Source organism: Rhizobium sp. Leaf341 (genome assembly GCF_001424325.1).
Taxonomy (GTDB): domain Bacteria; phylum Pseudomonadota; class Alphaproteobacteria; order Rhizobiales; family Rhizobiaceae; genus Ferranicluibacter.
Genome location: NZ_LMPE01000015.1, coordinates 276,930 through 300,563, shown reverse-complemented (window position 1 = coordinate 300,563; position 23,634 = coordinate 276,930). Strand labels below are relative to the sequence as shown.

Here is a 23,634-nt window from a genome sequence, read left to right as displayed (position 1 = left end):
CCTTTCGGCAACAGGAGGGGGTAAAAATCCCTGCAGCGCCGCAAGGCCATTGGCTTTTCCCGCGCAGTTACCCTATAGCTTCGGCAAACTTGCCATTCAAAGAGGTTTGCGCGTGACAGCCACATTCGACAAGGTCGCCGATATCATTGCAGAGACCAGCGAGATCGATCGCGAGACGATCACGCCGGAAAGCCACACGATCGACGATCTCGGCATCGACAGCCTGGATTTCCTCGACATCGTTTTCGCGATCGACAAGGAATTCGGCATCAAGATTCCGCTCGAGAAGTGGACCCAGGACGTGAACGAAGGCAAGGCCTCGACGGAGCAGTACTTCGTGCTGAAGAACCTCTGCGCCAAGATCGACGAGCTGCGCGCCGCCAAGGCCTGATCGGTCTTTCCCTGCTCGTGTTTCGCGATGCCGCCCGATGCCGCTGCCGCGCGCTTGACAGGCGGCATCGCCGTTTTAACCTGACGGCCTCGCGCGCCATGTCCCGGCTGCTACCGTCACCGGTCCTTGTCGCGGGTAGCGCTGTACGTCGAAGCCCCCTCGGGTCGTCCGATGTGCGTCAGTGGGTCTCCCCTTGCGGTCTCAAGGTGGTCAGCGGATGATGTCTAATGCTGCTTGAATATTTCCAGATGGTCGACCGCGTCGAGGCCGTGGACATGACGGCAAAGACGCTGCGTGCCCGCTCCGTCGTGCCGACCCAGAGCCCCGTGTTCGAAGGGCATTTTCCCGGCTACCCGCTGGTGCCCGGCGTTCTGCTCATCGAAACGATGGCGCAGGCGTCCGGCTTCCTCGTGCTGGCGGTGACCGATTTCGCCGCCATGCCGTTCCTGATGACGGTGGACGGCGCGAAGATGCGGTCCTTCGTCGAGCCGGAAGCCGTGCTCGACATCGATGTGGTGCTGGAGCATGACGGTTCGGGCTTTGCCGTGACAAAGGCGAAGATCTCGTCCGCCGGCAAACGCATCGCGGACGCACAGCTGAAATTGCGCACCGTCCCGTTCGATCAGGTGCCGCTCGGCTCGATCGTCCGGAAGCGCGCGGAAGAGGTCGGGCTCATGGCGGCGCTTGCCGCCGGGGCGTCTCCAGATCTGCCGCCCGAACTGTCCAAGGAGTGATCGCATGAAGGCCGCCAACGACGTCGTGATCACCGGGGTGGGTATCGTCACCAGCCAGGGCGTGGGTGTCGCGCCGCATATCGCCCTGCTGACCGCAGGCGCGCCGCTGGCGATCGTGGTCGAGACGGAGCGTTTCGCGCCCTATCCCGTGCACCCACTGCCGGCCATCGACTGGTCGGCCCAGATCGCCAAGCGCGGCGACCAGCGGCAGATGGAGAACTGGCAGCGCCTCGGCGTGTTCAGCGCCGGTCTTGCCCTCGACGATGCCGGCCTGAAGGACGACGCCGAGGCCTGCGGCACGATGGACATGATCGTGGCGGCCGGCGGCGGCGAGCGCGACATTGCGGTCGACAGCCTGATCGTCGACGAGGGTCTGAAGCGCAACGACCGGGAACATCTTCTCAACGAGAAGCTGACGACCGAGCTGCGACCGACCCTGTTTCTCGCGCAGCTTTCCAATCTCATGGCCGGCAATATCTCAATCGTTCACAAGGTCACGGGCTCCTCGCGCACCTTCATGGGGGAGGAAGCCGCCGGCATCTCCGCCGTGGAAACCGCCTTCGCCCGCATCAAGGCCGGCCAGTCGAGCCATACGCTGGTGGGCGGCGCCCTGTCGGCCGAGCGGCTCGATATCATCCTGCTGGTGGAAGCCCTGCAGGCCCATGCGACCGGCCCCTGGCGTCCACTCTGGTCTCGCAGCGAGGGCGAGGGCGAGGGCGGCGGGATCATCCTGGGCTCCGTCGGCGCCTTCCTGGTGCTCGAATCGCGCGCCCATGCCGAAGCCCGCAATGCGCGGATCTATGCGACCATCGACGCCGTCGGCGGCGACCGCGGCTCTCGCGACGATGGGCGGCTGGAACAGCGGCTCGACCAGTTGAGCACGGCGGCACCCGCGGGGGAGACGATCGTGTTTTCAGGCGCGAGCGGCCTTGCCGCTCTTTCGGCCCGGGAGCGGGCATGGCTCGAGGCGCGTTTCCCGCAGGCGCCGCTGCGCGGCTATAGCGGCGCGGTCGGTCATGGGATCGAGGCGCAGTTTCCGCTCGGCCTTGCGCTTGCCGCGCTCGCGCTCGACGCCGGCGCCATGGTGCCGCCGTTCGATCCGTCCGAGCCCGCGATGACCCGCGCGCCGAAGCATGCGGTCGTGACCACGCTCGGCCATGGCCGCGGCGAGGGGGTTGCCGTCCTGACAGCGCATGCCGGAACCGGCGCAGAGGAGCTTTCGTCATGAGCGACGCCTACAGGGATCATCTCGGCCGCCCGCTGATCGCCGTCACCGGCATGGGCGTCATCACCTCGCTCGGCCAAGGGCTGCAGGACAACTGGGCCGCCCTGACCGGAGGCGTGTCGGGCATCCACAAGATCACCCGATTCCCCACCGACAGCCTGTCGACGCGGATCTGCGGGACGGTCGATTTCATCGACGTACCCAACGAGAATTCGGTCGAGCGCTCCTACGCCATGGCGCGCGAGACGACGCTGGAGGCCTTGGCACAGGCCGGGATTTCGGGCGATTTCGACGGCCCGCTGTTTCTGGCCGCGCCGCCGATCGAGCCGGAATGGAGCGCGCGGTTCGCGCTTGCCGATCGTTCGCCCCCGTCCGAACAGCCCGCCGATGCCTATAATCGCTTTCTCGCGGCCATGCGGCAAAAGGCCGATCCGGTGTTCTACGAGGCGGCCCTTTTCGGGGCGATCTCCGAGCGCCTTTCCGACCGATTCGGGACGCGCGGTCTGCCAGTCACGCTGTCGACGGCCTGCGCCTCGGGCGCCACGGCGATCCAGCTCGGCGTCGAGGCCATCCGGCAGGGCCGCACCACCCGTGCGCTGACGGTCGCGACCGATGGATCGGTGAGCGCGGAAGCGCTGATCCGTTTCTCGCTGCTTTCGGCCCTGTCCACCCAGAACGATCCGCCGGAAAAGGCCTCCAAGCCGTTTACACGGGATCGCGACGGGTTCGTGATCGCCGAGGGAGCGGCCACGCTCGTGCTCGAGTCGCTCGAAGCCGCCATTGCCCGGGGCGCAAAGGTGCTCGGCATTCTCAAGGGATGCGGCGAGAAGGCCGACCTGTTCCACCGCACCCGGTCCTCGCCGGACGGCGGGCCGGCGATCGCCTCGATTCGTGCGGCCCTGGCCGATGCCGGCATCGCGGAAAGCGACATCGGCTACGTGAACGCGCACGGCACCTCGACGCCCGAAAACGACAAGATGGAATACGGGGCGATGTCGGCCGTCTTCGGCGAAGGCCTCGCCCGCATACCGGTGTCCTCGAACAAGTCGATGATCGGCCACACGCTGACGGCGGCGGGCGCCGTCGAGGCCGTGTTCTCGCTGCAGACCATCCTCACCGGCACGCTGCCGCCGACGATCAACTATCAGAACCCGGATCCGGCCATCGCCCTCGACGTGGTGCCCAACGTCAAGCGCGATGCGCAGGTGACGGCGGTGCTGTCGAATTCGTTCGGCTTCGGCGGGCAGAACGCCAGCCTGGTCATGACGGCCGAACCTGCCTGAGACAACACCGCCTTGACGACCCCGCGGACGTGACGCGGACCAAAGTCGCGGAACGATAAGGAAAAGACCATGCGCGCGCTGCAACTGATCGACGACCGGAAGCTCGAAGTCACCGACCTGCCGGAGCCGGACGCACCGGGCCCCGGCGAGGTGACGCTGCGCGTCAAGGCCGTGGCGCTCAATCATATCGACGTCTGGGGCTGGCGCGGCATGGCCTTTGCCAAGCGCAAGATGCCGCTGGTCATCGGGGCGGAGGCTGCGGGCGTCGTGGAAACGATCGGGCCGGGCGTGGCGAATGTTCTGCCGGGGCAGCTCGTGTCGATCTACGGTGCGCGGACCTGCGGCCTTTGCCGGCCCTGCCGCGAGGGACGCGACAATCTCTGCGAACATGTCAGCGGTGTCCACGGCTTCCATCTCGACGGGTTCGCGCAGGAGAAGGTCAACCTGCCCGCGCGGCTCCTCGTGCCGGCGCCGCCCGGCGTCGATGCGGTCGCCGCCGCGCTTGCGCCGGTCACCTTCGGCACGGTCGAACATATGCTGTTCGACAATGCCAAGCTTGAACCGGGCGAAACGATCCTTATTCATGCCGGCGGTTCCGGCATCGGCTCGGCGGCGATCCAGCTTGCCAAGAAGATCGGCTGCACCGTGATCACCACGGTCGGATCTGACGACAAGATCGAGAAGGCGAAGGCGCTGGGCGCCGATCACGTCATCAACTACCGCACGGACCGGTTCGAGGGCGTCGTGCGCAAGCTGACCAAGAAGAAGGGTGTCGACGTCGTGTTCGAACATGTCGGCAAGGACACCTGGGCCGGCTCGATGCTCTGCATGAAGCGGGGCGGGCGGCTTGTCACCTGCGGCTCGACCTCGGGCGTGTCGACCGACATGAACCTAATGATGTTGTTCCAGCAGCAGCTGCGGCTCATCGGCTCGTTTGGCTGCCGGATGGAGAACATGGCCGACGCCATGCAGAAGATGGCCCGCGGTCTCGTGCATCCCGTCATCGATACCGAGGTGACCTTCGAAAACATCGATCGTGCCTTGGAACGCATGGAAGGCCGGCAGGTGTTCGGCAAGATCGTCCTGCGGCTGGATTGATCGCGTGCGCAGCCTGATCACGCGGCTCGTGCTCTTCGCCCGGCACGCCAAGGACTGGACCGTCGCGCAACTCGCCTTTCTGCCGCTGATGCTCCTGAAGCTGCTGCCGCCGGATACGGCGCTGAACTTCATGGAGCGTGTATCGCAGTTCGCCGGACCGCGTTTCATGCGCGGCCGGCATCTGCTGACGCTGGCCAATCTGCGCGCGGCCTATCCGGAAAAGAGCGAGAGCGAGATCGCAGCGATAGCGCTCGAGAGCTGGGGGTCGATCGGCCGGCTTGCCGCCGAGTACGTCTTCCTTGACCGGTTGTTCGACTATGATCCGACGCGCGGCACACCCGGCCGCGTCGAGGTGGTCGGCGCACCGATCTTTCTCGACCTGCGCGACAATCCGCGTCCCTTCATCGTGTTTACCGCCCATAGCGGCAGCTTCGAGATGCTGCCCGTCGCAGGCTCGGCGTTCGGCCTCGATGTCACCGTGCTCTTCCGTCCGCCGAACAACGCGACCATGGCGAAGAAGGTCTTCGACTTCCGGGCAAAGCGCATGGGAACGCTGGTGCCGTCGCATGCGGGATCGTCGTTCACCCTGGCGCGCAAGCTGGACGAGGGGCGCGGGATCGGGGTGCTGGTCGACCAGAAGTTTCGCAAGGGGCTGGAAACGACCTTTTTCGGACAGCCGGTAAAGACCAATCCGCTCGTGGCAAAGCTCGTGCGGCAATTCGGCTGCGAGGTCTATCCTGCGCGGTGCGTCCGTCTCCCCGGCAATCGCTTCCGGCTGGAAATCGAGCCGGCCGTGACCATTCCGCGCAAGGACGGCGGCAGCGTCGATGTCGAGGCCACGGCGCAGCTCCTCAACGACACGGTCGAGCGCTGGGTGCGGGAGTATCCCGGCCAGTGGCTCTGGTATCACGATCGCTGGCACGTGAAGCGCCGAGTCGCGCGCGAAACGAACACGAAAATGTAGCTCTGCGAGCGTTCTCCCTTTTTCTCTCGTCCGGCGTGTGCAAAGCCGACGTGAATGATGCCGCATCCCTAAAAAAGGCATATCAAATTCATGATATCGTCAACTATCCGTTGAACGGTGATGCGACGCGTGTAAAATCCTACTTGGTTGTTCGAGCCGTTGATGAGGCATGCTGCGTCACGCCGCGATGGAGGGTTTCTCCATGTCGTGGGCGAGCTTGAATAGGGAGATGATGCGTGAAGACGCTGATCGATTTGTTCTGGATGAAATACGCCAAGCTCTACGAGGCGGTCGATCAGGGAAAAGCATCGCTGATCGACGCGCTCGACAGCGAAATCAAGCCGTTGTTACAGGCCATCGAAAACAAGCAGGCCCAGACTGCCGAGGAGGCGCGGCTTCAGTTCGATTTCCTGCTCGAGCTTCTGCGGCAGGAGGCGGATGACCGCGCCCATGTGATCCGGCACAGCAATACGCTGTCGCGGCTGGCCGAGCGCTATTTCGTCGAGGTGGAGACCGGAAAGTTCCAGATCCGCGATCCCGGCATCTACCTGACCTATGATGCGCCGACGCCCGACGAGGCGGAGGAGGGGCAGTTGAACGAAGCTGTCCTTGACAGCCTGCCCGACCATGTCTGCGTCATCACGACGGACTTCCGCTATTCCTACACCAATGCCCGCCACGCGCGGGCGGTCGACGGAAAGGTCCTCTCGCTCGTCGGCCGGCCCGTGGTCGAGCACTCCGGCGTGCCCTTCTTCGAAAAGAGCCTGAAACCCCGTCTCGAGCGATGCTTCCGCGGGGAGATCGTCGATACGACCTATGCCCGGGAAGTCGACGGACGAACGATCGTGATCCGTTCCCGCATGACGCCGTGCCGCTCTGCAACCGGCGAGATCATCGGGGCCATCATCGTCTATCAGGAACTGGCCAACCGCCGCCGCACCATCGCGGCCTGAAATACAGGTCCGCGCCTCCGTCCGTCCGGTCCGGCACATGGACTTCCCTTGCCTGGGGTTTTGGCCCTTAGGTTTTAGGCTTCCGGCTCTCAGGCTTCCGGCGGCATCGCCTCGAGGATGCTTTTCAACTGCATCAGGTCCTTGCGAACCCAGTCCGCATCGCGCCGAAAGCTCTCCTCGTCCGCACCCGGCTGCTGCAGCACGGTGAACACGACAACAGCCCCGTTATCGCCGTTCGGCGTCACGCGAAAGGCGTTGTACGTGGTCTCTCCCGTCTCCAGAATCACGGTGTGATCGAGGACGCCAAGACTGTTCTCAGGGGTGAAGACGATCCTCGCGATACCGAGAGGGCCGGTCGCGATCCAATGATCTCCTGCCGGCACGAGCCCGCTCGCCAGTCCCGAAGCCCAGAGCGGCATGGTCTCCGGCCGGCTGGCAAAGGCATAGACGGCGGCCGCGTCACGTTCGATGGTCACGTCCACGATGCGCACGTTCCGGATCATGTCCAGGCTCCCTCAAGGCCGTGACGTTAGGGCCCGGCGTCGGACGGGAAATGTAGCTCGGGACTTCAACAATGTCTTGTGGTTCCCTCTTCCAGGTGCCAAAACTTTCAGCGCCTACCCCTTGGGCAAACGGCTGCAACGGTCGGCATTGCGGGTACGGCACATGGATGGAACGCTTGCCGCATATCGGCATCCCCGCGTTCCAGGATCTAACGGAGGTACACACGTGGCACAGGCGGAAATCGGCCTTATCGGGCTCGGCGTCATGGGGTCCAACCTCGCGCTCAACATTGCCGAAAAGGGCAACACGATTGCGGTGTTCAACCGCACGGTGGAGCGCACGAGAGAATTTTACGAAGAGGCCGGCGATCTCAAGGATCGGATCATCCCCTGCGAAACGATCGAGGACTTCGTTGCGGCGATCAAGCCGCCGCGGCCGATCATCATCATGATCAAGGCCGGCGATGCGGTCGATCAGCAGATGGAAATCCTGAAGCCCCATCTCCAAGCCCACGACATCATGATCGATGCCGGAAACGCCAATTTCCGCGACACGATGCGCCGTTTCGACACGCTGAAGGACAGCGGCCTGACCTTCATCGGCATGGGTGTCTCCGGTGGCGAGGAAGGTGCCCGGCACGGGCCGTCGATCATGGTCGGCGGTCTCGAGGAAAGCTGGACGCGCGTCGAGAAGGTTCTGACCTCGATTGCCGCCCGCTACGAAGGCGACCCCTGCGTTGCCTGGCTCGGCGAGAACGGTGCGGGACATTTCGTCAAGACGATCCACAACGGCATCGAATATGCCGATATGCAGATGATCGCCGAGATCTACGGCATTCTGCGCGACGGCCTGAAGATGAGCGCCGCCGAGATTGCCGAGGTCTTTGCGACCTGGAACAAGGGCCGCCTCAACTCTTTCCTGATCGAGATTTCCGAAATCGTTCTGCGTGCCGGCGACCAGCTCGGCTCTGGTCCGCTCGTCGATGTCATTCTCGACAAGGCCGGCCAAAAGGGCACTGGCAAGTGGTCGGTGATCGAGGCGCAGAACATGGGCGTGCCGGCCACCGGCATCGAAGCGGCGGTCGCGGCCCGCAGCCTCTCGTCGATGAAGAGCGAACGCGAGGCTGCCGAGAAGATCCTCGGGCTGCCGGACGTGCCGCCCCTGTCGATTGCCGACAAGGCGGCCTTCCTCGGCGATCTCGAAAACGCGCTGCTGGCCGCCAAGATCGGTGCCTATGCGCAGGGCTTCGCCGTCATGGCGGCGGCATCCCGCGAGTTCGGCTGGAACCTGCCGATGCCGACCATCGCCCGGATCTGGCGTGCCGGCTGCATTATCCGCTCGCAGTTCCTGGACGAGATCACCAAGGCCTTCACGGAATCGCCGGACGCCGCCAACCTCATCGTGACCCCGGCCTTCGCGGCGATGGTCAAGGAAACCGACGGCCCGCTGCGTCGCGTGGTTTCGACCGCGGTGCTGGGCGGACTTCCGGTCCCGGCTCTCGCCTCGGCGCTCGGCTATTTCGACAGCTATCGTCGCGCCCGCGGGACGGCGAACATGATCCAGGCCCAGCGCGACTACTTCGGCGCGCATGGCTATGATCGCACCGACGGCAAGGACTCGCATCACGGCCCCTGGGGCAGCGGTCTCGTCGCCGAGCGCTCCTGAACCGCCGATCCGACGGCACGAAACCGGAAAGGGCCGCGCGGCATCGTCGCGCGGCCCTTTCCGTTAGGGTCTTTCCAACTAGCATCTCGCCAATTCCGAGCGCGCGCGGAGCACCGTCAGCGCGACGGAGCGCCGCCCGCGGTCAGACGTCCTGACGGTCGAGGCCGCTCACGCTCTGGAGCGTCTCCGGCGGCTGTCCTGCAATGCGCGCAAGCACGGCCTTGGCGAGTTCGTGTCCGGCATGGCGGATGTCTTCCTTCATCGTGATGACCTCCGGGCGCAGCCAGCCGAGAAAATCGCTCGGCACTTTCGAAACGACATCGAGATCCTGGCCGATCGTGCGGCCGGTCGCCTCGATCGCCGCGATCAGGGCGATCGTCCCGGCGCCGCTGCCCGACACGATGCCATCCGGCACCGCGCCGCTGTGCAGCAGAGTCTCGAAGGCGGTGCGGATATCGATCAGCGAGTGGTCGATATCGACGGCGTCGAAGGGGATGGTCTCGACCCCGAAGTCGCGAACCGCGCGATCGAAGCCGTGTCGCATATGGCGGTGGAAGGTGAGGTGCGGCGGCGGCTGCAACAGCGTCAGCCGACGGCGACCGCGCTCCACCAGGGTTCGCACCGCGGCGTAGGCAAAACCCTCATTGTCATAGTCGTGATACGGGTGCGCGAGCCCCATTTCGGTGCGGCCATGGGTCACGAAGGGAAAATTGCGCTCCAGCATCAAGGCGACGCGCGGATCCTTCGGCTCGGTGCGGGAGATGATGACACCGTCGGCGGCGCCAGTGTCGAGCACGTAGCGGACCGGGGCGAGGGCGTCCCGCGAGGGGCTGTAGGGCGTAACGACGAGATGGTAGGGCGTTGCCGCTAGCACTTCGGAAATGCCGACGACGATCGGGCTGGTGAGACCCATGATCTCCTCCTCCAGCGAGAGCACCAGGCTGATGACGTTGGTCTTGCCGGTCCGCAGCCTGACACCGGCGCGGTTCGGCTGGTAACCGACCTGCCGTGCCACGAGGCGTACGCGTGCCTTCGTTTCCGCACCGATGTCCGGTGCATCCTTGAGCGCGCGCGACACGGTCGTGATTCCCAGTCCGGTCATGAAGGCGATCGTCTTCAGGGTCGGGCGAATGTTCGCGGCGAGGCTCGGTTCGGCGTTCAGGCTTGCGGCCGGGGCGGCCGCCACCGGCGCTCCCGGGATCGGGCTGCCGGTTCTCTTCGTCTCGTCCATGTTCGCCTGCCCTTCCGCTCCGGTCATCCGACCGGCGATCCTAACCATTTTGCTACGGCTTGACCAATTCTACTCCCACTCTGCCTACACCAAAAAACTGCAACGATACAGTTGACCAGATCGTGTTTTGCAGTCTCTGGCGTCTGGTTGCAATCGACGCACGAAGGATGGCCGCAGTGGAACAATTTGCTGCATCGCAAAGCGGCAAATTGGTGCGTTTTTACGCAGATTTCCCGTTGATGATTTGAAATCAGAGGTTTGGAGCTAATCCTTTGTTATCTTGCACTGCACTTTCCGTCGTACGACGCCACCCTGGGTGCACAAAAAATTCATCTAAAGGTAGAAATTTCGTCATCACGAAAAATTTGCGTTCTGCTATGTTGCGCCCATTCCAGACATCCGCTAGGTTTTTACGGCAACGTTACAGTGAGGGAGGAGACTCATGATGACACGGTTTCGCGCAGCAATTCTGGCTGCCAGTGTAGTTCTGCCGCTCGGTGCGGCTCACGCCACGGATCTGGAAGTGACGCATTGGTGGACGTCGGGCGGGGAGGCTGCGGCGGTCGCGGAGCTGGCCAAGGCTTTCGATGCCACGGGCAACAAATGGGTGGACGGCGCGATCGCCGGTTCCGGCGGTACGGCACGTCCGATCATGATCAGCCGCATCACCGGTGGCGACCCGATGGGGGCGACGCAGTTCAACCATGGCCGCCAGGCCGAGGAACTCGTGCAGGCCGGCCTGATGCGCGACCTGACGGACGTTGCGACGGCCGAGAAGTGGAAGGACGTCATCCGTCCGTCGAGCCTGCTCGATGCCTGCACGATCGACGGCAAGATCTACTGCGCCCCGGTCAACATTCACTCCTGGCAGTGGCTGTGGCTGTCCAACGCGGCGTTCAAGACAGCCGGTGTCGACGTTCCGAAAAACTGGGACGAATTCGTGGCGGCCGGTCCGGCGCTCGAAAAGGCCGGGATCATTCCGCTCGCGCTCGGCGGTCAGGCCTGGCAGTCCGCCGGCCTGTTCGACGTTCTTCTTCTCTCCCTCGGCGGCAAGGATTTCTACCTCAAGGCCTATGGCGACAAGGACGAGGCGGCCCTGACCGGTCCCGACATGGCGAAGATCTTCAAGGCGGCCGACGATGCGCGGCGCATGGCCAAGGGGTCGAACGTTCAGGACTGGAACCAGGCGACCAATCTGGTCATCACCGGCAAGGCCGGCGGGCAGATCATGGGTGACTGGGCGCAGGGCGAATTCCAGATCGCCAACCAGAAGGCCGGAACCGACTATTCGTGCCTTCCGGGCCTCGGGGTCAATGCCATGATCTCGACCGGCGGTGACGCCTTCTACTTCCCGCTGCTCAAGGATGAGGCCAAGACCGAGGCGCAGAGCGTGCTCGCCAAGACCATCCTCGACCCGGCGACACAGGTCGCGTTCAACCTGAAGAAGGGGTCGCTGCCCGTTCGCGGCGACGTCGACATGTCGGCCACCAACGACTGCATGAAGAAGGGCATCGACATCCTTGCCAAGGGCAGTGTGGTGAAGAGCGCCGACGAGCTTCTTTCGGCGGACATCCAGAAGCAGAAGGAGGACCTGTTCTCCGAGTTCTTCTCTAGCACGACGATGACGCCCGAGGACGCCCAGAAGCGTCTCGCCGGCATCATCGCCTCCGCCGAATAAGGGGCTCTTTACGGACGGGGCAGTCGACGGGGTGTGCCTGCTGCCGCCCCGGCTCGCTCTCCGCTGCTCTCTCAGGAAAGCGGCGGGGGCGATGCGGCTCTGATCCTACGGCGACCGCCTGTCGCCGTTCACGCCTGGCATCACCGCCCGGGCCTCGATGAGGCCCGGGACCGCCACGCCCTTGCTTCACGTTAGCCGCGCTCTCCTGTCGGGAAGAGCCACGAGGAGGCGCCTGCCGATGACGGTTCCAGCGACGACACTTGCGAAACCGGTCCGGAGATCCACCCGGCCAAACCAGTATTTCCGCAACATGAGCGCCAAGATCGCGTCGATCCCGATGATCCTGACCGCGGTCGTGATCTTTCTTGGCGGCACGCTGTGGACGGTGCTCTATTCCTTCACGAATTCCCGGCTGCTGCCGCGCATGAGCTTCGTCGGCTTCGACCAGTACGAGCGCCTGTGGGCTGCACCGCGCTGGGGGGTCTCGATCGTCAACCTCGGGATCTACGGCATCTTCTCGCTGATCTTCAGCCTGCTCATCGGCTTTCTCCTGGCCGCGCTGATGGACCAGAAGATCCGGTTCGAGAACACGTTTCGCACGATCTTTCTCTACCCCTTCGCGCTGTCCTTCATCGTGACCGGGCTCGTCTGGCAGTGGATCCTCAATCCGGAGTTCGGCATCCAGTCGGTCATCCGCTCGCTCGGCTGGACGTCCTTCCGGTTCGACCCGCTCTACAATCCCGACCTCGTGATGTACGGCATCCTGATCGCGGCACTCTGGCAGGGAACGGGCCTCGTCATGTGCCTGATGCTCGCCGGCCTGCGCGGCATCGACGGGGAAATCTGGAAGGCCTCGCGGATCGACGGCATTCCGGCCTGGAAGACCTATCTTTTCATCGTCATCCCGATGATGCGCCCGGTCTTTATCACGACCCTCGTCATCATCGCCTCGGGCATCGTCAAGGTCTACGACCTTGTGGTGGCGCAGACGAGCGGCGGCCCCGGCATCGCGTCGGAGGTCCCGGCCAAATATGTCTACGACTACATGTTCCAGGCTCAGAACCTCGGACAGGGCTTTGCAGCCTCCACGATGATGCTGGTCACCGTCGCAATCATCATCATTCCCTGGGCCTATCTCGAATTCGGAGGACGCAAGCGTGGCTGATATCGCCTCCCTCAACACCACGGCCGTCGCGATCGACGCCTCCCGGCGGCAGCTCGCCTCCGGCCCGCGCGGCAAGCGCCCGGCACGCGCCTTTTCCGGCACCAACATCATGGTCTACGGCACGTTGCTGGTCTTTGCCTGCTACTACCTCCTGCCGCTCTACGTGATGGTCGTGACCTCGCTCAAGGGCATGCCGGAAATCCGGCTCGGCAACATCTTCTCGCCGCCGGTCGAGATCACCTTCGAGCCCTGGGTCAAGGCCTGGTCCAGCGCCTGCACGGGGTTGAACTGCGACGGCCTGTCGCGCGGCTTCTGGAATTCGGTGCGCATCACCGTGCCGTCGACCATCGCCTCGATCGCGCTTGCCTCGATCAACGGCTATGCGCTCGCCAACTGGCGCTTCAAGGGGTCGGAGGTGTTCTTCATCATCCTGATCATCGGGGCCTTCATTCCCTATCAGGTCATGATCTATCCGCTCGTCATCATCCTGCGCGAAATGGGCATCTACGGCACGCTGAGCGGTCTCATCATCGTCCATTCGATCTTCGGCATGCCGATCCTGACGCTGCTCTTCCGCAACTATTTCGTCTCGCTGCCGGAGGAGCTGTTCAAGGCGGCCCGCATCGACGGGGCCGGGTTCTGGATGATCTATTTCCGGATCATGCTGCCGATGTCGCTGCCGATCTTCGTCGTCGCGATGATCCTGCAGATCACCGGCATCTGGAACGACTTCCTGTTCGGCGTGGTCTTCACGCGCCCCGAATACTATCCCATCACCGTCCAGCTCAACAACATCGTCAACTCGGTGCAGGGCGTGAAGGAATACAATGTCAACATGGCCGCCACGCTGCTGACCGGCGCGGTGCCGCTCATCGTCTACTTCATCTCCGGGCGTCTCTTCGTGCGCGGCATCGCCGCCGGCGCCGTGAAAGGCTGATCCTCATGACGTCAAGCGTTTCCATCCAGGATCTGTCGCTGAGCTTCGGCGCAGTCACCGTTCTCGAAAACCTCAATCTCGATATCCGCGACGGCGAGTTCCTGGTCCTGCTCGGCTCGTCCGGCTGCGGAAAGTCGACCCTGCTCAACTGCATTGCAGGTCTGCTCGAAATTTCGGACGGGCAGATCTTCATCAAGGGCAAGAACGTCACCTGGGAAGAGCCCAAGGATCGCGGCATCGGCATGGTGTTCCAGTCCTATGCGCTCTACCCGCAGATGAGCGTCGAGAAGAACCTGTCCTTCGGCCTGAAGGTCGCCAAGATGCCGCAGCCGGAAATCGACAAGCGCGTGGCCCGTGCTGCCGAGATCCTGCAGATCCAGCCGCTCCTGAAGCGCAAGCCGGCGGAGCTTTCCGGTGGGCAGCGCCAGCGCGTGGCGATCGGCCGGGCGCTGGTGCGCGATGTCGACGTGTTCCTGTTCGACGAACCGCTGTCGAACCTCGACGCCAAGCTGAGATCCGAGCTGCGCGTCGAAATCAAGCGGCTGCACCAGTCGCTGAAGAACACCATGATCTACGTGACGCACGACCAGATCGAGGCGCTGACGCTCGCCGACCGGATCGCGGTCATGAAAAGCGGCGTCATCCAGCAGCTCGCCGATCCCATGACCATCTACAATGCGCCGGAAAACCTCTTCGTCGCCGGTTTCATCGGGTCCCCGTCGATGAACTTCTTCCGCGGCACGGTGGAAGAGAAGGGCGGTCGCAAGGTCGTCAGCGTCTCCGGCGTGGACTTCGCCATCGACGCCTATCCGGCCCGCAGCCCGATCCGCCCCGGCACCGCGGTCGTCCTCGGCATCCGCCCGGAACACGTGACGGTGGACGAGGTGCCGGCCGGCGGGGACGCACATTCCGCGATCGTCGATATCGAGGAGCCGATGGGAGCGGACAATCTTCTCTGGCTCAAGCTTGCAGGCCAGACGATGTCGGTGCGGATCGCCGGTGCGCGACGATATGCCCCGGGATCGCAGGTCCGCCTCGGCATCGACATGGGCATGGCCTCGATCTTCGACGCCGGCACCGAGCAGAGACTGTAGGTGCCTTCGGCCGGGGTCGCCCCTCACATGAGCCCTTTTCCCGCCCGCGGGGAGAGGGGACGGGGCCCTCGACAGCGCCGGGTCCCGTCTCGCCGCAAACGGAGAGACGATGCCGGCGGGCGGATGCGGGGTTCTCTCGCGCGCCGAGACCCGCGACACATACAAGGGCCGGCGACGGCTGAAAAAAGGCAGACGGCATGACGGACACGACCCTTTCCACCCTCGACCTCTCCGGTATCTGGAGCCTTTCCAGCCTCGACGCGCAACACACCCTCGCCATGCCGGTTCCCGGCGACGTGCACAGCGCGCTGCTTTCCGCGGGCGTCATCCCCGATCCCTATGTCGGGCGCAACGAGGCCGACGTGCAGTGGGTGGCGACGCAGGACTGGGTGCTGGAGCGGACCTTCGATCTCGGCGACCTCGGGGCGACCGATCGCTGGTATCTCGATCTCGCCGGGCTCGACACCGTGGTCGATGTCATGCTCAACGATGTCCGCGTGCTCGAGGCCGACAACAGTTTCCGCCGGTATCGCCCGGATGTCACGGATGTCCTTGTTTCCGGCACGAACCGGTTGACGCTCGTCATCCGGTCGTCGGTGCGCGAGAGTGCCGAGCGGCAGGCGCGCCAGCCCTTCTACATTCCCTATTCCACTGCCAACTCGCCCATTCCGAACGGCAGCATGCTGCGCAAGGTGCAGTGCCATTTCGGCTGGGACTGGAACATTGCCATCGCCCCCCTCGGCGTCTACGAGCCGCCGCTGCTGAAGCGGCTGGTCGAGGCGCGGGTCGAACATGTGACGACCCGCCAGGATTGGCACGACGACGGCTCGGTCGAGCTCGTCGTTACCGCCGGGCTCTTTGCCGCCAGTGCCGGGCATGCCTCCGTCACCTTCACGCTCAACGGCACCGAGCAGACGCGCGATATCGAACTTTCCAGGGGCATGACCACGGTCGAACACATCTTTCCCGTGGCACGCCCGAACCTCTGGTGGCCGGCCGGCAGCGGCGAGCAGGCGCTGTCCGCGCTTGCCGTGTCCGTCGGCGGCGACCGCGTCCGGAAGACCATCGGCTTTCGCAGGATCGAGCTTCTGACGGATGCGGACGAGGCGGGCAGCCGCTTCGCGTTCCGGGTCAACGGCGTCGAGATCTTCTGCCGGGGCGCGAACTGGATCCCGGCGGACGCACTCTTCTCGCGGGTCACGCAGGCCGGTGTCGAAGACCTGCTGCAGTCGGCCGTCGATGCGCATATGAACATGATCCGCGTCTGGGGCGGCGGATTCTACGAGCCCGACTGGTTCTACGACCTTTGCGACCGGCTTGGCCTCATGGTCTGGCAGGACTTCATGTTCGCGTGCAACCTCTACCCCTCGACGCCGGATTTTCTCGAGAACGTCGCAGCCGAGGTCGCGGACCAGGTGCACCGGCTGGCGTCGCATCCCTCGATCGCGCTGTGGTGCGGGGACAACGAGCTTGTCGGCGCGCTCACCTGGTTCGAGGAAAGCCGAAAGGATCGTGATCGCTATCTCGTCTCCTACGATCGCCTGAACCGGACCATCGAGACCACGATGAAGAAGGCCGCGCCGGACCTGATCTGGTGGCCGTCGAGCCCCGCCGTCGGTCCGTTGAACTTTGGCGATGCCTGGCATGCCGATGGCGCCGGCGACATGCACTACTGGTCCGTCTGGCACGAGAACAAGTCTTTCGACAATTACCGGACGGTGCGCCCGCGCTTCTGCTCGGAGTTCGGATTCCAGTCCTATACGTCCCTGCCGGTCATCCACCAGTTCGCCGCGCCTGGAGATCTCAACATCGCCTCGCCGGTGATGGAGAGCCATCAGAAAAATGCAGGCGGCAACGAGCGGATCGCCGGCACGATGTTCCGGTATTTCCGCTTTCCCAAGGATTTCGCGAGCTTCGTCTATCTCAGCCAGATCCAGCAGGGCCTCGCCATCAAGACGGCGGTGGAGTTCTGGCGCTCGCTAAAGCCTCATTGCATGGGTACGCTCTACTGGCAGCTCAACGACACCTGGCCGGTCGCTTCATGGTCGAGCCTCGACTATGGCGGCAGCTGGAAGGCCATGCACTACATGGTGCGCCGTTTCTTCCAGCCGGTCGCGGTGGCGGCCATCCCGTCGGAGGATGGCACGTCCCTGGCCCTGTCGATGGTCAACGACACCCGCGCGCCGGTCAACATCGAGGTGCAGACCTTCCTCGTCACGCCGGCCGGCGAGCGTCGGCCCCTGATGGCGGCGAGCGGCACGTGCCCGGCCGACCGGGCGACGACGCTCGTCACGATTCCCGCCAGCGATGTGCCCGAGGGGATGCTGCTCTTCTGGACCTTCGAGGCTTCCGATGGATCGCAAGGGGAGGGCCATTACGTACCGGGCACCTACAAGGCGCTTGATCTCCAACCGTCGGGCCTCGCCATCGCCACGTCCGCCGCCGGAGAGGCCGCCGGTGCGGTCGATCTCACCGTTTCCGCGACCGGGCTCGCCCTCCATGTGATGATCGAGGCCAATGTCGCCGGCCGCTTCAGCGACAATGCGTTCGATCTGACGGCAGGAACGCGCCGCACGGTCCGCTTCACGCCATCGACGCCGGGCGAGGGCCCGACGCCGGTCTTCACCGCCTACGACCTGCAATCCTCGGCCGGTTGACGCGCGCCAAGGCGCCGAGATCGACCCGCATTCCCGAAAAGGACAGTCCCATGAGACCGCTCAGCTTCCAGCTCTACACCGCCCGAAATTTCCCGCCGCTGTCGGATGCCCTGCATCTGGTCGCCAAGGCCGGCTACCAGGAGGTCGAAGGCTATGGTGCGCTTTATGGCGATCATGACGACAGTGCCGTGAAGGCGCTGAAGGCCGATCTCGACCGCAACGGCCTGACGATGCCGACCGGCCATTTCAGCCTCGACATGCTGGAGACCAAGCCCGATCGCGCCATCGAGGTGGCGAAGATGCTCGGCATCAAGACGATCTACTGCCCCTATGTCCTGCCTGAGAACCGGCCGACGGACGCTGCGGGCTGGACCGCGTTCGGCGCCCGACTGCAGAAGGCCGGGGAGAAGATCAAGGCAGCCGGCCTCGGCTTTGGCTGGCACAATCATGATTTCGAGTTCAAGGCTTTGCCGGACGGCGCCGTGCCGATGGACCTCATCTTTGAAGGCGGTCCGGATCTCGAATGGGAAGCGGATATCGCCTGGGTGATCCGTGGTGGCGCCGACCCCTTCGCCTGGATCGACCGGTATGCGGACCGGATCACCGCCGTCCACGTCAAGGACATCGCCGCAGCCGGCGAAAACGCGAACGAGGACGGCTGGGCGGATGTGGGCCATGGCACTGTCGACTGGAAGGGTCTCTTTGCCCGTCTCGCCGCCACGCCCGCAAAGACCTACATCGTCGAGCACGACAATCCGAGCGATCTCGCCCGCCTTGCCGAACGCTCCATCGCCACCATCAAGACCTTCTGACAGCACGACCTTTTCAAGGGAACATACGTCATGACACAGGATCTCGGCGTCGGCATCATCGGATGCGGCAATATTTCCACCACCTATTTCCGGCTTGCGCCGCTCTTCAAGGGCATCGAAATCCGCGCCTGCGCGGACATCAATCCGGCGGCCGCCGAGACGCGTGCCGCCGAATACGGTGTGAAGGCGCAGTCGATCGACGCGCTGCTCGCCAATCCGGAGATCGACATCGTCGTCAACCTGACGATCCCGGACGCACACTTCCCGGTCTCCCGGCAGATCCTCGAGGCGGGCAAGCACGTCTATTCCGAAAAGCCGCTCGTGCTGACGCTGGCGCAAGGCGAGGAATTGCGGGCGCTGGCCGCGGAAAAGGGTCTCACTGTCTGCTGCGCGCCCGACACGTTCCTCGGCGGGGCGCATCAGCTGGCGCGGGCGCAGGTCGACAGCGGCCGGATCGGGCGCGTCACGTCCGGCACCTGCCACGTCATGAGCCCCGGCATGGAGATGTGGCACCCCAATCCGGACTTCTTCTTCCTGCCGGGCGCCGGGCCGGTGCTCGACCTCGGGCCCTATTACGTCGCCAACCTGATCAACCTCATCGGTCCGGTGAAGCGCGTCGCCGCGCTGGCGTCCAAGGCCGCCAAGACCCGCACCATCTCCAGCGAGCCGCGCAAGGGGCAGGTCATCCCGGTGAAGACGCCGACCAACATCCACGCGCTTCTCGAGTTTGCGAGCGGCGCGACGGTGACGCTGACGGCGAGCTGGGATGTCTGGTCGCACCGGCACGGCAATATGGAGCTCTACGGAACCGAAGGCTCGCTCTACGTGCCCGATCCCAATTTCTTCGGCGGCAAGGTCGAGGTGAGCGGCAAGGGCAAGGAGATCTCGCCGGTCGATCGTTGGGACCATCCGTTCTCGGTGGAAAACCAGGAGCATCCCCAGGGGCCGATCGCCAATTACCGCACCGCGGGCCTCGCCGACATGGCGCAGGCGATCACCGAGGGGCGCGACCCGCGCTGCTCGCTGGAGCGCACGCTGCACGGCGTCGACGTCATGGTCTCGATCCTGAAATCGGGCGACGAGGGCCGGTTCGTGGATCTGACCACCACCTGCACCCAGCCGGCCCCGCTTGGCATCGAGGCGGCACGGGCGCTGCTGCGCTGATCTGCGGGCAGGTTCTGCGGGAAAGCCCGGAAACCGGTTTCGGTCTCCGGGCTTCTGCGTTACATGCAGGGACCGCTTTCGACGAACCGGAGCGGCCGCGCCGGCACGGCTTCCGGCGCTGATGACAATGAGGGAACCCCGGGGCGCCGCCGCCCTTTTGGCGCGTGCCGCCTGTCCGGAGGATCCCATGGAGGAACGACAATGACCTGGCACCCCGCCGACACCCGTTACGACACGATGATCTACAACCGCTGTGGTCGCTCCGGCCTCAAGCTTCCGGCCATCTCCTTCGGCCTGTGGCACACGTTCGGTGAAACCACGCCGCATGCGCTGAAGCGCGAAATGTGCCAGACGGCCTTCGATCTCGGCATCACCCATTTCGATCTCGCCAACAATTACGGTCCGCCCTACGGTGCGGCCGAAACGGCCTTCGGCGCCATCTTCGCCCAGGATTTCAAGCCCTATCGCGACGAGATGATCATCTCGTCCAAGGCCGGCTACGACATGTGGCCGGGCCCGTACGGCGAGTGGGGCAGCCGGAAATATCTGATCGCATCCTGCGACCAGAGCCTGAAGCGCATGGGTCTCGACTATGTCGACATCTTCTATTCCCACCGTTTCGACCCGGATACGCCGCTCGAGGAAACCTGCGGCGCGCTCGACCACATCGTCCGCTCGGGCCGTGCGCTCTATATCGGCATTTCCTCCTACAACTCGCAGCGGACGCGCGAAGCGGCCGCGATCCTCAAGGATCTCGGCACGCCGCTCCTGATCCACCAGCCGAGCTATTCCATGATCAACCGCTGGGTCGAGGATGACGGTCTGCTGGAGACGGTGGACGATCTCGGGGTCGGAACGATCGTGTTCTCGCCGCTTGCGCAGGGCATGCTGACGACGAAGTATCTGAACGGCATTCCGGACGACAGCCGCGCGGCGCTGAACCATTATCTGAACCAGCGCCTGATTCGCCCCGAGGTCATCGACAACGTCCGCAAGCTCAACGAGATTGCTGCCCGCCGCGGCCAGACGCTGGCGCAGATGGCGATCGCCTGGGTGCTGCGCGGCGGTCGGGTCACCTCGGCCCTGATCGGTGCCAGCAAGACGGCGCAGATCGTGGATTGCGTCAAGGCGATCGACAACCTCACCTTCACGACCGAGGAGCTCGCCGAGATCGACACCTATGCCCGCGAGGCCGACATCAACCTCTGGGCGAAGTCGGCCGAACTGGCCTGACACGCGTCTCCGACAGGCCGGCAACCCGCCGGCCTGTCGGGTCAAAACGCGGCGGCAAACACTTTCGGACGCAGGATTTCCAGCGTCCCGCGGGACTGCGGACGGAAAGGGAATTCCGGCGCGGTGTCGAATTCCACATGCTGGCCATCCGCCGTCACGGCGAGGATGCGCTTGGAGTCCGGGCGGTCGATGACGCGCAGGAGAACGGCCGGAATGCCCGCGCCGTCCTCGCGCCAGATGACGTCGGCCGGGCGGAAGAACAGCTCGGCTGCGCCGTCGGGCACGCCCGTCGCGTCGAACAGGACCTCGTTGACGCTGGCACGGCCCGCCGTCACGGTGGCCTTCAAGCGGTTGGCGTCGCCGAGGAAATTCATCACGAACGCATTTTCCGGTGCGCGGCACACCTCTTCCGGGGTGCCCGTCTGCACGATCCGGCCCTTGTCGAGGATGACGACGCGGTCGGCGAGATCGAGCGCCTCGGCCTGATCGTGGGTGACGAACAGCGTGGTGATGCCGAGTTCCTCGTGGATCTTGCGCAGCCAGCGGCGCAGGTCGCGCCGCACATTGGCATCCAGTGCGCCAAAGGGCTCGTCGAGCAGCAGCACCTTCGGATCCACGGCAAGCGCCCGTGCCAGCGCCACGCGCTGGCGCTGGCCGCCGGAGATCTGTGCGGGAAAACGGTCCTTCAGCCCGTCGAGCTGGACGAGACGCAGGAGGTCGGCCACACGGTCGGCGATCTCGGCCGCGGAGCGGCGGGTCTTGGAGACCTTCATGCCGAAGGCGATGTTCTCGCCGATCGTCATGTGCGGAAACAAGGCGTAATGCTGGAACACGAAGCCCACGCCGCGGTGGCGGACCTCGATGTCGGTCGCGTTCTCCTCGCCGAAGAAGATCGCGCCTTCATCCGGATATTCGAGGCCGGCGACCATGCGCAGAATCGTCGTCTTGCCCGAGCCCGAAGGGCCAAGCAGGGCAACCAGCTCACCGCTTCCGATGTCCAGCGAGACGCCGTGGACGGCGCGGAAGGTATCGAAGGTCTTGACGATCTTGTCGAGGCGGATCTTCACGGCGCTGATATCCCGGCTTTCGATGTTTCAGGGGCGGATCCCGCAAGGCTCGGCCCGGCCAGCGCCGGACGCCGGACGCGGCCGGCGCCGCGGCGCTCCAGCGCGACCTTGGCGATCAGCGTGACGATGGCGAGGCTGGCAAGGATCGAGGCGGCGGCAAAGGCGCCCACCGCGTTGTAGTCGTGGTAGAGCAGCTCGATGTGCAGCGGCAGCGTGTTGGTCTGGCCGCGGATATTGCCCGAGACGACCGACACGGCGCCGAACTCTCCCATGACGCGTGCGTTGCAGAGGATGATGCCGTAGAGCAGCGCCCATTTGATGTTGGGCAGCGTCACCGAGAAGAAGGTGCGCCAGCCACTGGCCCCGAGCGAGGTCGCAGCCTCCTCGAGATCGCGACCCTGGGCCTGCATCAGCGGGATGAGTTCGCGGGCGACGAAGGGCGCGGTGACGAAGAGGCTGGCGAGCACGATGCCCGGCAGCGCGAACAGGATCTTCATGTCGACCGATTGCAGCGCCGCGCCGAACAGGCCCTGAAGGCCGTAGACGAAGAGATAGGCGACGCCGGCGACGATGGGTGACACCGAGAAGGGGATCTCGATGACCACGAGCAAGAGGCGGCGTCCGGGGAAATCGAATTTCGTGATGGCCCAGGCTGCGGCGACGCCGAAGACCGTGTTGACGGGAACAGCGATCAGCGCGGTCAGCGCCGTCATCCAGATGGCATGCGCGGTGTCGCGGTCGGCGATCGATTTTGCGAAGAAGGCCGCCCCCTTGGAGAAGGCCTGGACGCCGATGATGGCGAGCGGCGCGACGATGACGAAGAGGACCAGCACGAGCACGATCGCGATCAGGCTGTTGCGGAAGATCGGCGTCTCGCCGATGCGCGCCGGGCGGCGGTGACCCGGTTTCGACCCGGGGGTAGCTTTCGTCATTGTCCGGCCGTCTGTCATGGTCAGCCCTTCACCGTGTAGCGCAGGGCGCGGGTCTGCAGGATGTTGGTGACGGCGAGCATGAGGAAGGCCGCGAGCAGCATGATGGAGGCGATGGCGGCGGAGGCGGGGTAGTCGTATTCCTCAAGCCGTATGAAGGCGAGGAGGGCGGTGATCTCCGTCTCGTAGGGCTGGTTGCCGGCGATGAAGATGATGGCACCGAACTCCCCGAGGCTGCGTGCGAAGGAGAGCGACAGGCCGGCCAGGATGGCGGGAAGCAGCTGCGGCAGCAGCACGCGCCGGAAGATCTCGCCGTCGCTCGCGCCGAGCGTCTGGGCGGCCTCCTCCAGCGCGCCGTCGAGTTCTTCGAGGACGGGCTGCACGGTGCGCACGATGAAGGGCAGGCTGGTGAAAGCCATGGCGATGATGATGCCGAGCGGGGTATAGGCAACCTTGATGCCGAGGGCCGACAGCGCACCGCCGAACCATCCGTTGCTGGCAAACAGGGTGGTCAGCGCGATGCCCGCCACGGCCGTCGGCAGCGCGAAGGGCAGGTCGACCAGCGCATCGACGAGCCGGCGGCCGGGGAAGCGGTAGCGCACGATGACCCAGGCGAGCGCCATTCCGAAGACGAGGTTGAACGCGGTCGCGGCGGCCGCGCAGAGCAGCGTCACGCGGTAGCTCGCCACGGCACGATCCGAGGATACGATCGTCCAGTAGTCGGCGGGGCCGAGGCTCGCCGCCTTGAAGATCAGCGCGCCGAGCGGCAGCACCACGATCACGGCGACGTAGACCAGCGTGATGCCGAGGCTGAGCGGCAGGCCGGGAAGAATGCGCCGTGCCAAGGTCG

Annotated in this window: 21 protein-coding genes; 16 read left to right on the top strand and 5 right to left on the bottom strand. The window is 64.7% G+C overall.

Annotated features, from left to right (window positions below):
• Positions 1-106 precede the first annotated feature (106 nt).
• The 7 genes from ASG03_RS16240 to ASG03_RS16210 all read left to right on the top strand — a co-directional run bounded on the left by ASG03_RS16240 (position 107) and on the right by ASG03_RS16210 (position 6,648).
• Positions 107-391, top strand: a complete 285-nt coding sequence (locus tag ASG03_RS16240) for an acyl carrier protein (protein WP_156379742.1) — start codon at positions 107-109, stop codon at positions 389-391.
• A 227-nt stretch (positions 392-618) separates the two neighbouring features.
• Complete coding sequence (locus ASG03_RS16235) at positions 619-1,125, top strand: 3-hydroxyacyl-ACP dehydratase FabZ family protein (RefSeq protein ID WP_062694533.1); 507 nt, start codon at positions 619-621, stop codon at positions 1,123-1,125.
• Positions 1,126-1,129: 4 nt separating this feature from the next.
• Positions 1,130-2,353, top strand: coding sequence for a beta-ketoacyl-ACP synthase (locus ASG03_RS16230; protein ID WP_062694531.1), 1,224 nt, complete (start codon positions 1,130-1,132; stop codon positions 2,351-2,353).
• Positions 2,350-3,633, top strand: coding sequence for a beta-ketoacyl-ACP synthase (locus ASG03_RS16225; RefSeq protein ID WP_062473928.1), 1,284 nt, complete (start codon positions 2,350-2,352; stop codon positions 3,631-3,633). Before ASG03_RS16230 ends, ASG03_RS16225 begins: the two co-directional genes overlap by 4 nt.
• A gap of 69 nt (positions 3,634-3,702) precedes the next feature.
• Positions 3,703-4,731: a zinc-binding dehydrogenase gene (locus ASG03_RS16220; protein ID WP_062694529.1), complete on the top strand. Its 1,029-nt coding sequence runs from the start codon at positions 3,703-3,705 to the stop codon at positions 4,729-4,731.
• 4 nt (positions 4,732-4,735) lie between these two features.
• Positions 4,736-5,695, top strand: a complete 960-nt coding sequence (locus tag ASG03_RS16215; protein WP_062694527.1) for a lipid A biosynthesis lauroyl acyltransferase — start codon at positions 4,736-4,738, stop codon at positions 5,693-5,695.
• 236 nt (positions 5,696-5,931) lie between these two features.
• Complete coding sequence (locus ASG03_RS16210) at positions 5,932-6,648, top strand: PAS domain-containing protein (RefSeq protein ID WP_156379741.1); 717 nt, start codon at positions 5,932-5,934, stop codon at positions 6,646-6,648.
• A gap of 89 nt (positions 6,649-6,737) precedes the next feature.
• Here ASG03_RS16210 and ASG03_RS16205 read toward each other — a convergent pair whose 3' ends face one another.
• Positions 6,738-7,151 carry a hypothetical protein gene (locus ASG03_RS16205; RefSeq protein WP_062473922.1) on the bottom strand — a complete coding sequence of 138 codons (414 nt, stop codon included), beginning with the start codon at positions 7,149-7,151 and terminating at the stop codon, positions 6,738-6,740.
• Positions 7,152-7,377: 226 nt separating this feature from the next.
• Between ASG03_RS16205 and gndA the strand changes: the two genes are divergently transcribed.
• Entirely contained in the window at positions 7,378-8,817 is a 1,440-nt protein-coding gene (gndA, locus tag ASG03_RS16200; RefSeq protein WP_062694525.1) for an NADP-dependent phosphogluconate dehydrogenase, read from the top strand.
• Between the two features lie 142 nt (positions 8,818-8,959).
• On the opposite strand, the gene ASG03_RS16195 is transcribed toward gndA, so the two are convergent.
• Positions 8,960-10,075: a LacI family transcriptional regulator gene (locus ASG03_RS16195; protein ID WP_244475289.1), complete on the bottom strand. Its 1,116-nt coding sequence runs from the start codon at positions 10,073-10,075 to the stop codon at positions 8,960-8,962.
• Between the two features lie 415 nt (positions 10,076-10,490).
• On the opposite strand from ASG03_RS16195, the gene ASG03_RS16190 reads away from it, so the two are divergent.
• The 8 genes from ASG03_RS16190 (at position 10,491) to mgrA (ending at position 20,788) form a co-directional block, all read left to right on the top strand.
• Positions 10,491-11,726 (top strand): ABC transporter substrate-binding protein, encoded by a 1,236-nt coding sequence (locus tag ASG03_RS16190; RefSeq protein ID WP_062694523.1) that lies wholly within the window; start codon positions 10,491-10,493, stop codon positions 11,724-11,726.
• A 238-nt stretch (positions 11,727-11,964) separates the two neighbouring features.
• Positions 11,965-12,891 carry a carbohydrate ABC transporter permease gene (locus tag ASG03_RS16185; protein WP_062473916.1) on the top strand — a complete coding sequence of 309 codons (927 nt, stop codon included), beginning with the start codon at positions 11,965-11,967 and terminating at the stop codon, positions 12,889-12,891.
• On the top strand, positions 12,884-13,828 hold the full coding sequence (locus tag ASG03_RS16180) for a carbohydrate ABC transporter permease (RefSeq protein WP_062473914.1): 945 nt from the start codon (positions 12,884-12,886) through the stop codon (positions 13,826-13,828). Before ASG03_RS16185 ends, ASG03_RS16180 begins: the two co-directional genes overlap by 8 nt.
• Positions 13,829-13,833: 5 nt before the next feature.
• Positions 13,834-14,922, top strand: a complete 1,089-nt coding sequence (locus ASG03_RS16175; protein ID WP_062694521.1) for an ABC transporter ATP-binding protein — start codon at positions 13,834-13,836, stop codon at positions 14,920-14,922.
• A gap of 197 nt (positions 14,923-15,119) precedes the next feature.
• Complete coding sequence (locus ASG03_RS16170; RefSeq protein WP_062694519.1) at positions 15,120-17,579, top strand: glycoside hydrolase family 2 protein; 2,460 nt, start codon at positions 15,120-15,122, stop codon at positions 17,577-17,579.
• 50 nt (positions 17,580-17,629) lie between these two features.
• Complete coding sequence (locus ASG03_RS16165) at positions 17,630-18,391, top strand: sugar phosphate isomerase/epimerase family protein (RefSeq protein ID WP_062694516.1); 762 nt, start codon at positions 17,630-17,632, stop codon at positions 18,389-18,391.
• Between the two features lie 30 nt (positions 18,392-18,421).
• The gene (locus ASG03_RS16160) at positions 18,422-19,555 is read left to right on the top strand and encodes a Gfo/Idh/MocA family protein (RefSeq protein WP_062473906.1); all 1,134 of its coding nucleotides are present in this window, start codon (positions 18,422-18,424) and stop codon (positions 19,553-19,555) included.
• 201 nt (positions 19,556-19,756) lie between these two features.
• Complete coding sequence (gene mgrA / locus ASG03_RS16155; protein ID WP_062694514.1) at positions 19,757-20,788, top strand: L-glyceraldehyde 3-phosphate reductase; 1,032 nt, start codon at positions 19,757-19,759, stop codon at positions 20,786-20,788.
• A gap of 41 nt (positions 20,789-20,829) precedes the next feature.
• On the opposite strand, the gene ASG03_RS16150 is transcribed toward mgrA, so the two are convergent.
• The 3 genes from ASG03_RS16150 to cysT are packed head-to-tail and all read right to left on the bottom strand — an operon-like array spanning position 20,830 to position 23,629.
• Entirely contained in the window at positions 20,830-21,855 is a 1,026-nt protein-coding gene (locus ASG03_RS16150; RefSeq protein ID WP_062473902.1) for a sulfate/molybdate ABC transporter ATP-binding protein, read from the bottom strand.
• Positions 21,852-22,787 (bottom strand): sulfate ABC transporter permease subunit CysW, encoded by a 936-nt coding sequence (gene cysW, locus ASG03_RS16145; protein ID WP_062695244.1) that lies wholly within the window; start codon positions 22,785-22,787, stop codon positions 21,852-21,854. The genes ASG03_RS16150 and cysW overlap by 4 nt, the downstream gene beginning before the upstream one ends.
• Before the next feature lie 20 nt (positions 22,788-22,807).
• The gene (gene cysT / locus ASG03_RS16140) at positions 22,808-23,629 is read right to left on the bottom strand and encodes a sulfate ABC transporter permease subunit CysT (RefSeq protein WP_062694512.1); all 822 of its coding nucleotides are present in this window, start codon (positions 23,627-23,629) and stop codon (positions 22,808-22,810) included.
• Positions 23,630-23,634 lie beyond the last annotated feature (5 nt).

Excerpts from the sequence above, each read along its gene's own strand:
- ASG03_RS16185 (WP_062473916.1), top strand. The coding sequence starts at position 11,965 with ATGACGGTTCCAGCGACGACACTTGCGAAACCGGTCCGGAGATCCACC.
- ASG03_RS16220 (WP_062694529.1), top strand. The coding sequence starts at position 3,703 with ATGCGCGCGCTGCAACTGATCGACGACCGGAAGCTCGAAGTCACCGAC.
- ASG03_RS16175 (WP_062694521.1), top strand. The coding sequence starts at position 13,834 with ATGACGTCAAGCGTTTCCATCCAGGATCTGTCGCTGAGCTTCGGCGCA.
- ASG03_RS16205 (WP_062473922.1), bottom strand. The coding sequence starts at position 7,151 with ATGATCCGGAACGTGCGCATCGTGGACGTGACCATCGAACGTGACGCG.
- ASG03_RS16230 (WP_062694531.1), top strand. The coding sequence starts at position 1,130 with ATGAAGGCCGCCAACGACGTCGTGATCACCGGGGTGGGTATCGTCACC.
- ASG03_RS16190 (WP_062694523.1), top strand. The coding sequence starts at position 10,491 with ATGATGACACGGTTTCGCGCAGCAATTCTGGCTGCCAGTGTAGTTCTG.
- ASG03_RS16225 (WP_062473928.1), top strand. The coding sequence starts at position 2,350 with ATGAGCGACGCCTACAGGGATCATCTCGGCCGCCCGCTGATCGCCGTC.
- mgrA (WP_062694514.1), top strand. The coding sequence starts at position 19,757 with ATGACCTGGCACCCCGCCGACACCCGTTACGACACGATGATCTACAAC.
- ASG03_RS16165 (WP_062694516.1), top strand. The coding sequence starts at position 17,630 with ATGAGACCGCTCAGCTTCCAGCTCTACACCGCCCGAAATTTCCCGCCG.
- ASG03_RS16160 (WP_062473906.1), top strand. The coding sequence starts at position 18,422 with ATGACACAGGATCTCGGCGTCGGCATCATCGGATGCGGCAATATTTCC.
- ASG03_RS16235 (WP_062694533.1), top strand. The coding sequence starts at position 619 with ATGCTGCTTGAATATTTCCAGATGGTCGACCGCGTCGAGGCCGTGGAC.
- ASG03_RS16170 (WP_062694519.1), top strand. The coding sequence starts at position 15,120 with ATGACGGACACGACCCTTTCCACCCTCGACCTCTCCGGTATCTGGAGC.
- ASG03_RS16195 (WP_244475289.1), bottom strand. The coding sequence starts at position 10,075 with ATGACCGGAGCGGAAGGGCAGGCGAACATGGACGAGACGAAGAGAACC.
- cysW (WP_062695244.1), bottom strand. The coding sequence starts at position 22,787 with ATGACGAAAGCTACCCCCGGGTCGAAACCGGGTCACCGCCGCCCGGCG.